Origin of the sequence: Microcystis sp. M109S1 (assembly GCF_020247025.1) — a bacterium.
Taxonomy (GTDB): domain Bacteria; phylum Cyanobacteriota; class Cyanobacteriia; order Cyanobacteriales; family Microcystaceae; genus Microcystis.
Genome location: NZ_JADBRW010000123.1, coordinates 1 through 7,410 on the forward strand (window position 1 = coordinate 1; position 7,410 = coordinate 7,410).

The window sequence follows — 7,410 nt, forward strand, 5'->3', positions numbered from 1 at the left end:
AATCTTGCGATACATTAGTACTAGGTAGAGAAGATGCAAGGGTTTTAAGCGATTTTAGCAGATTCAGGGGCACCTGAGCGACTCTCAATCAAGCTAAAAGCCTTTTCCTGTAAGGTTTTTAGCTTTATTCAGCAGACCCTACTTATTGCAAAGGTGAGATGCTCCCCAAGAGCCGCCCTGCTGGTGATTTCAGAAGACCTAAGCTAAACGGCGCTTAACCTGCATGATCCAATAGCTATAACCCTTTTGGAGTCTATATCGGTGATCCGAAGTAAAAGCCGTTTAGCTTAGTAAGAGCCAGAGGCTTTTCAGAAGACGAGCTATTTCTAGAAATTGTGCTTATACTAAATCCGGTTATTAAAGACTGATTATTTAGGGCTTGCTGAATAATGGTAAAACCCTTTTAAAATAAGGCTTTTGACCTGTTAAAATCCGATGTTCATGCTGCGAAAATCGGATTGGGACCATCAAAAACCTTGCATTATCCTTGTTGTAGTACATAAGTTGGTACAAAAAAGAGAGGGCAACAAAGCCTGAAACTCCCGACTCCTGACGACCGACTCCTGACGACCGACTCCTAACCCCACCAACAAACTTTTTGCTGCAAACCCTATTTATTCTCCCTTTTGCATGAGTGCCTCTTGCATGAGTGCCTGTCCTCATAAGTAGCCTATACTCAACGGATTTAGTATTACTTTCTCTCAGATTAACTCCTCTTAGTTCAACCTGCTAAAAATAATAGTCAGGGATTTTTGTCTGTTATAATTTATACAAAATAACCTGCGATTACCCTGCTTATTCTCGTCGGCGAATGGTAAATTGACTGACTGTTATACTGATACTAAATCCTATTTAAAAGCGATAGGAGACTGGGGAACGACGGAACAGCAGCCGGTCGTCGAGAGATGATGTCAAATCCCGTCATACTTTATCTTTATTTCTGACCAGCTGCCTAGACAAATCAGAAAGTAAAAGTCGTGCGGATAGTGCCGATAACTAAGGTGGAATTGTTGTTATTCGAGTTAGGAGAAGTAATCACGATTACCCCTGGAGTAAGGGCAATATTATCGGTGAGCTTCCACTCATAAAATCCTTCGATATGAAAGGAAGTATCGGGATCATTAGTGGAACTGCCATCATTTAATCTAATACTAGAACTAGATACCCAAGGCTGCATACCAACAATAATACCAGCCGTATTTCCTTCCTTAAATAAATCAGGAAAAGCCAAAGTTACCGCCCAATTCCAGATATCTAAATCCCCGCGTTCTATTTGTCCATTTAAAGTGCTAAGGGTGATAGCTTTTGTGTAACCCCCCCAACCACCGAGAACAAAACCATCGACAATTCGCCAACTAAATTGTAAACCCAAACTATTATTAATGGTCGGGACAGCCTCCCCGAATAGTTCTTCGGTGAAAAATCGGAAATTCGAGCGCTGACTTCCCGTCCCCGTGTCTAATTGGTTATAACCATGAAAGTAGGATAAAGCAATGCCAAAATTCTCGTCTGGAACATAACCCACCTGCGCTAGGGCAGTATAGGAACCGTTAAATAAACCCGCTCCTGGGTTAGGATCGTTAGCATCCCCAGCAAGATAACCGGCGCTGAATTGCAAAGCCCCATAATTACCCTGTAAACCGAGTCCAGTTTGTCCGGGGGCAAAATAAAGGGGATTGCGGGTGCCAAAATCGGAAAGCGCCCCACTAGCACCATCTCCATCCAAAAAGTTGAGGGTATTGGTAAAGTCATCTTTAGCACCTCCCGTCGCTTCTAACCAGAGGTAGATATTTTCCGTTACGGGGAAACTGTAGTTTAAAACTTCTAGCAATAAATCATTGCCGTCGGGTTGGGTAAAGGCTAAGGTACTTTCAAAAGTTCCCGTAGTATCGGCTAAATCGGCAATATTTCCCGTTGCTAAACGGGTATAGAGTAAATCTTTGCCTGTGAAGCTAGTATTTAATTCTAAACGGGCCCGATAACCAAAAGCTGGTACTTGGGGAATCCCTTCACCACCGTTTTTTTCTCCTGTGGCTACCCCATATAATGCCATTACCACTTCCCCGGTTAATTTAGTGGTGGTGGAAAATTGATTATTTTCCAGAAAAGCGACTCGATTTTCTAAGTTATTAACCCTAGCCCCTAAGGCCGCTAATTCTGTCTCGAATTCGCTGACTAATCGCTTGATTCTGTCTAGATCTTCTTTTAATACCGCTACTCCTTCTTGAATCAATCTTTCTAGGGTATTTAAGCAGGAATTCAACCCGGCGGCAAATTCCCAACGAGTTAAAGCGCGTTCACCGCGAAAAGTACGGTCAGGATAACCTACTATACAACCATACCTCTCCACGAGACTTCTTAATGCCTCAAAAGCCCAGGCGGTGGGAGAAACATCCCGCAATTGATTCACCGTCGTCACCTGTGCCATGGGGTTACTAGAGAGGTTTTCGAGACTATTAGCCAGTACTGGACTGGAAAACCCCAGTAATATCGCTGCTGTTAGGAAATTTTGCTTGATTTTCATTGCTGTCTCTCACACCTATAAGAATGATTATTGTTCTCAGTATAATCAGGTTAGCAAACTTTTTTCAGTCTGGCACTGTTGCAAATATTTGTCAAATGTTACTTCAGATAAAATCTGAATTGTCTAGCATTTATTGGTTCAAATAAATCTTAAATGATAATAAAAGCAACAGGTAAATAATTTTATTGTTCCTAAGAACAATATAGAGACGCTGCTGACAGCATCTCTAAATGATTATTTTTGGTTCAATTGAGGATAAAAAACGAGGTGACTAGCGCAATTCAGCGTTAAACTCGTTAAAAGAGCGTCTTTTTAACTCTAGCGATTGCGATCGAGGCAAAAGCTCAAAAACCTTTCTTAAGACATCATCCACATCTTCATATTTAACATTGCCCAAACCATCATAAACCACTTTACCTTGTTGGTCTAAAACCACCGTTTGGGGAACCCCACCGCGATAATAGTAACCCGGCTCATCGGGACGATAGGAAGACTTTAAGGGGATAGAATCGACAGTAACGGGGATAATACTGGCGGCGCGACCGTAAAACTCTTGAAAACGGGAGACAATCGCCGCAAATTGCTTACAATCACTACTATCATCCAGATAATAGACAATAATAGCCGGAATTTTCCGTTGAAAAGTTTCCGCTAAATTTAAACGCGGCGGTACGAGGGAACCATTACCCGCATAGACCACAAAAATATTACCATCGAGGCGATCATCATCGATCCCCGCATAGGCGCTAGGGGTTAGCCAAGGAGACAAACTCGTCAGAGCAACAATAAGAAAGACAAGACAGATCTGAAGACGCGGCCGATAACGAGATTTCATGATCAACAGGGTTAAAATATTAAGACAATTTTTAGTTTAAAAAATCTTGTGACCTTCGAGCGCGATAATTCCCAAACCACCTCGCGAGTCATTGCCGCTAACTCGCGCTTTGCCGATACCTATTATGCCATTCTAGGGCTACATCCGAGCGCCTCGGTGATCGAAGTGCGACGCGCCTATCGGGAACTAAGCAAAAGATACCATCCCGATACTACCGAACTCAGCCCCGAAGTGGCAACGGTTAAATTCCAGCGTCTTAACGAAGCTTATGCCACCCTTAGTAATCCCGATCGCCGTTCCCTGTATGATTTACAGATAGGTTACTCGCGCTGGAATGTCATCCAAACTATCCCCGATAGCGATGAACCCATAGCTAATCGTAGCGCCTATCTCGATCCTACCGATCGCCCCCTATCTTCGGGAGAAATTTTTGCTTTGTTTATCTTGGCACTCACCCTGCTGGGCTGCTTGTTACTAGCGGTGATTATTGCTATGCTTCGAGGAGAGAATGCCGTCACTGTAGCCCAATTATTTTTGATTTAGATGCGATGAAGATTCCCACTGCCGATACTCCCCTCTATAATCATCCCTTACCGGCGATCGAAGCATGGCTAGTTAAATTAGGTTGTCGGAAAAATACCGAGAATATCCACTGTTGGATCGTCGAAAAACCAACATGGAAAGCGGAAATCTGCCTCGATATCGAAGAAATAACCGTTCGTTACTTTCGGGCAGCAAATGACGGCAGTGACATCAATCGCGCTTTTAAATACTCCCTTAGTCGCCAAGATATCGAATCGGCGGTTTTTTCCGGTCCCTAATCATCGGCCAAACTTTTGACTAAAAAGTGCCAGCGATTGGAGTGATCGGGGGGAGAATTCAGGGACTTTTTCCCTGAAAATTGGCTAATTGACCCCCTGAAAATCGGTAAAACCCCACACCCCACACCCTACCCCGTTAAGACAGCACCAGAGTCCGAGCATTTGTACTAAATTTTCCGAGACGCGGTGTCAATCCAGTACACTTGTTCAGCTTGAAATCAAAGCTCCCCCACAACTGGAACCGCTGCCGGCAGTGCAACCGTAGCAATAGGAAGCGGTTTGTACCTCTGCAATTAGCTCTAAAGTACCCGCTTGTAATAAATCTGGCAGGGTTAATTTTTGGCCTTGACTGGTGCAAGCGACCAGATCTTCCATCTGATTAAAATCGCAGTCATAGATATTACCCAAATAATCGATCGAAAGCTGATTACGACACATCAAATGCTCGACAGTATCGCCATTAAAATGGTCTTCGAGGAATTGAAGATAGGGTTGATAGAGTTGCCGGTGTTCCAGATGGAAGCGTGTCCTGCCGACGGGTAGGTTAGTGATAGTAAACAGATTGTTAAAAGAAATATTAAAATGTTCTTGCAAGAACTTTTTGTAATCCCGTGTCAGGGATACCTGATCTGGTGTGAGAGAAAAATTCTCTGACTTAGGAATCTGGGGATTATAGACTAAATCCACAATCAAATTCGGCTCTTGAGCGTAGCCGAGACGGTTTAACCATTGTAAAGCGGCGATTGATCGATCATAGACTCCCATACCGCGCATTTTATCCACATTATCGGCAAGATAACAGGGTAAAGAAGCCACCACCCGCAACTGATGGCCAGCGCAATATTCAGGAATATCAGTAAATCCTTTCTCGAAATAAATAGTTAAATTTGAGCGCACAATTACCTCTTTTCCAGCTTTTCTAGAGGTTTCCACAATTGGCTTAAAACCGTAGAGCATTTCCGGAGCGCCGCCGGTCAGATCGACGGTTTTAATTTGGGGAAATCTTTCGATCAGTTCGATAATTTGTTCGCACACTTCTGGAGTCATTTCTTCGGAGCGACCTGGACTAGCTTCCACATGACAATGGCTACAGGCAAGGTTACATCTTTTCCCCAAATTAATTTGCAGAACCGAGATTTTTTGCTTAGTTAAAGGAGTTTTTAGTTTCTCAACAAAAGGAGTCATGGGAGAGTAAACAGTAAACAGTAATTAGTAAACAGTAAACAGTGACCAATCACTAATCAATGATAACTGATAACTGAGGTATCGAACTTGTCTCGACGCTACTTTTTTAACAGCAACCGCCCCCATTATAGTGCCAAGTGGACTCGGTGATGATTATATCTTGGGGAGAGAAACGAGCTAAGTTGCCCGCAGTTTTATCACAGACGGACACTGGTAATCCTTTGGATAAAATATGCCCGACACCATCATCGAAAATTGCTTCCGTACCAGTATAAATAGCAGTTTTGCCCGTAAAAATACAGGCACCATCTTCGGGAATAGCTACTTTAAAAGCAACGGAATCCAAACTTTCTAATAGGAGCGGCTCGGCTAAATTATAACTCTGACAGTCCAGTAAACGATAGGGACGACGGGCCCGAATTTCTACCTGACCAAAACCAGCAGCGATCAGCTGTTTAATATAATCCTCGTAGGTCAAGGCCCCCGATAGACACATAGCGCGTAAACGCTGATCTTCTTGCAAATGTTCGGGAATGGGACGAGTGGCGATCGGATCGCTCATCAGTAAACGTCCTCCCGGTTTTAAGACGCGAAAAGCTTCCCGTAAAGCTAACTGTAAATCGGCTGGTTTAAAGATATTAAAAAGACAATTCTGCGCCACTACATCGACGGAGGCATCCTCCACCGGCAATTCAAAGGCAGAACCATCTCTAATTTCCACAAAATCGAGACTAAACCAGGGATTTTCCAGCAGCGCTTCGCTGAGATTTCTTTGGGCTGCCCAACGCATTTCTGGCACTGGATCCACCACAATGACTCCCCCTGGACGACGGGAAAAATAGGCGAATTGCAGTGCTTCTAAACCACCACCCACACCCACATACAAAACCCTGGGAGAATTGCCTAATTCATTGGCCTGCACCGTCGTGCCACAACCATAGTTCATCTCCTGCATAATGGCAGGGATTTTTAACCCCGGTAGTTGCAAAGGACTGCTTTGGACACAACATAGCCCCACTTCGGGAGTTTGGGCTACTTCCCTGTAAAATTTGGCAGTAGCTTCCAGATAAGTCATTTTCATCCTTTAAACTCCTTTTCTCTGATCAATTCAAGGACCGACTTCGCATCCTCACCCAACGCTATCGTAGCATTCGTACTGACCTATAAACGCTTAAAATGCGTCTTAGCTTATCTTGATGCTCCGAGAGATCGAATATAGTCATTTCAATTAAGATTGAGAATAGCAATGCCAGAGTTCATAAGGGTTTAACCAGTCTAGAGTGTATCAGACTTATCTGAAATGACTATAAATCTTCTTCGGCCTGTTGATAAGAGGTTTTGGCACAAGCACGCAGACAGCACTTCCTTAATTAACGCCGGACTGAGGGTAGATTTGCCTTCCAAACCTAACTTTTGGGCTTGTTTTTGCCCAATCTCCTAACTGGGATGCACCCAATATCTGCGTACCGCAACGCAGAAACCTGCGGGATCACTTTCCAGTCTATCTTATTTTCTGTACACCTAGTCGTTACTACCAATATCAATTAACAAGATGATGACTTCTAAATATTCTCCATTTTCCGAAAAACTAAAAATCGCCAATAATTCGACAATCGTAAGCCACAGTACAAGACCATAACCCTTCTAAATTACCACTTAACTTATGGTTTTTTAAAGACAGTGTAAATGGGTCTTCAGCCAGTTTTCTAAGTACATCGAAAATTTTAGGTTTTAACTGGGGATTTTTCTTGATTAGCTTCTTAAACGAACGCTTAAACCCTTCACTCTATATTAGATTCATTGTTAATCCTCATTCAAATCAGCAATCAACTCTTCTACGGTCCCCCTTTTGGCTGTTCCAGTAGCGATCGCCTCTTTTAATTCCTGAAAGTTAGCTAAAATTTCGGCTCTTCGGTAATTGCTATGCAAATAATTAACTTAAAATAAAATTCGATGAGAGTGCCTACGCTCAAAAATAGCTGAAATCTATACAGGGAAGGACTTAAGGCACAAACGGGTTAATACCAAAAGATAGACAATTGAGT

General features: G+C 43.1%; 6 protein-coding genes and 1 pseudogene. 2 read left to right on the top strand and 5 right to left on the bottom strand.

The annotated features are described in order from the left end of the window. Positions 1-961: 961 nt before the first annotated feature. Together IM322_RS05885 and IM322_RS05890 are read right to left on the bottom strand one after the other, a co-directional pair. The gene (locus tag IM322_RS05885) at positions 962-2,524 is read right to left on the bottom strand and encodes an iron uptake porin (RefSeq protein ID WP_287677206.1); all 1,563 of its coding nucleotides are present in this window, start codon (positions 2,522-2,524) and stop codon (positions 962-964) included. 271 nt (positions 2,525-2,795) lie between these two features. After that, positions 2,796-3,359: a thylakoid membrane photosystem I accumulation factor gene (locus tag IM322_RS05890; protein ID WP_287076000.1), complete on the bottom strand. Its 564-nt coding sequence runs from the start codon at positions 3,357-3,359 to the stop codon at positions 2,796-2,798. Positions 3,360-3,407: 48 nt separating this feature from the next. On the opposite strand from IM322_RS05890, the gene IM322_RS05895 reads away from it, so the two are divergent. After that, positions 3,408-3,902 (top strand): J domain-containing protein, encoded by a 495-nt coding sequence (locus tag IM322_RS05895; protein WP_287677209.1) that lies wholly within the window; start codon positions 3,408-3,410, stop codon positions 3,900-3,902. A gap of 5 nt (positions 3,903-3,907) precedes the next feature. Continuing rightward, positions 3,908-4,180, top strand: a complete 273-nt coding sequence (locus tag IM322_RS05900; RefSeq protein ID WP_004163459.1) for a DUF3143 domain-containing protein — start codon at positions 3,908-3,910, stop codon at positions 4,178-4,180. Between the two features lie 207 nt (positions 4,181-4,387). On the opposite strand, the gene arsS is transcribed toward IM322_RS05900, so the two are convergent. From arsS to IM322_RS05915, 3 genes and pseudogenes are all read right to left on the bottom strand, one after another. Then, on the bottom strand, positions 4,388-5,365 hold the full coding sequence (gene arsS / locus IM322_RS05905) for an arsenosugar biosynthesis radical SAM (seleno)protein ArsS (protein ID WP_287677211.1): 978 nt from the start codon (positions 5,363-5,365) through the stop codon (positions 4,388-4,390). A gap of 106 nt (positions 5,366-5,471) precedes the next feature. Next, positions 5,472-6,446: an arsenosugar biosynthesis arsenite methyltransferase ArsM gene (gene arsM, locus IM322_RS05910; RefSeq protein WP_287677213.1), complete on the bottom strand. Its 975-nt coding sequence runs from the start codon at positions 6,444-6,446 to the stop codon at positions 5,472-5,474. Between the two features lie 440 nt (positions 6,447-6,886). Beyond that, positions 6,887-7,118, bottom strand: a pseudogene (locus tag IM322_RS05915) (type II toxin-antitoxin system RelE/ParE family toxin). Between the last annotated feature and the right edge of the window lie 292 nt (positions 7,119-7,410).

Bases quoted from the DNA above. Each gene is read 5' to 3' on its own strand.
- IM322_RS05885 (WP_287677206.1), bottom strand. From the start codon at position 2,524: ATGAAAATCAAGCAAAATTTCCTAACAGCAGCGATATTACTGGGGTTT.
- IM322_RS05890 (WP_287076000.1), bottom strand. From the start codon at position 3,359: ATGAAATCTCGTTATCGGCCGCGTCTTCAGATCTGTCTTGTCTTTCTT.
- arsS (WP_287677211.1), bottom strand. From the start codon at position 5,365: ATGACTCCTTTTGTTGAGAAACTAAAAACTCCTTTAACTAAGCAAAAA.
- arsM (WP_287677213.1), bottom strand. From the start codon at position 6,446: ATGAAAATGACTTATCTGGAAGCTACTGCCAAATTTTACAGGGAAGTA.
- IM322_RS05900 (WP_004163459.1), top strand. From the start codon at position 3,908: ATGAAGATTCCCACTGCCGATACTCCCCTCTATAATCATCCCTTACCG.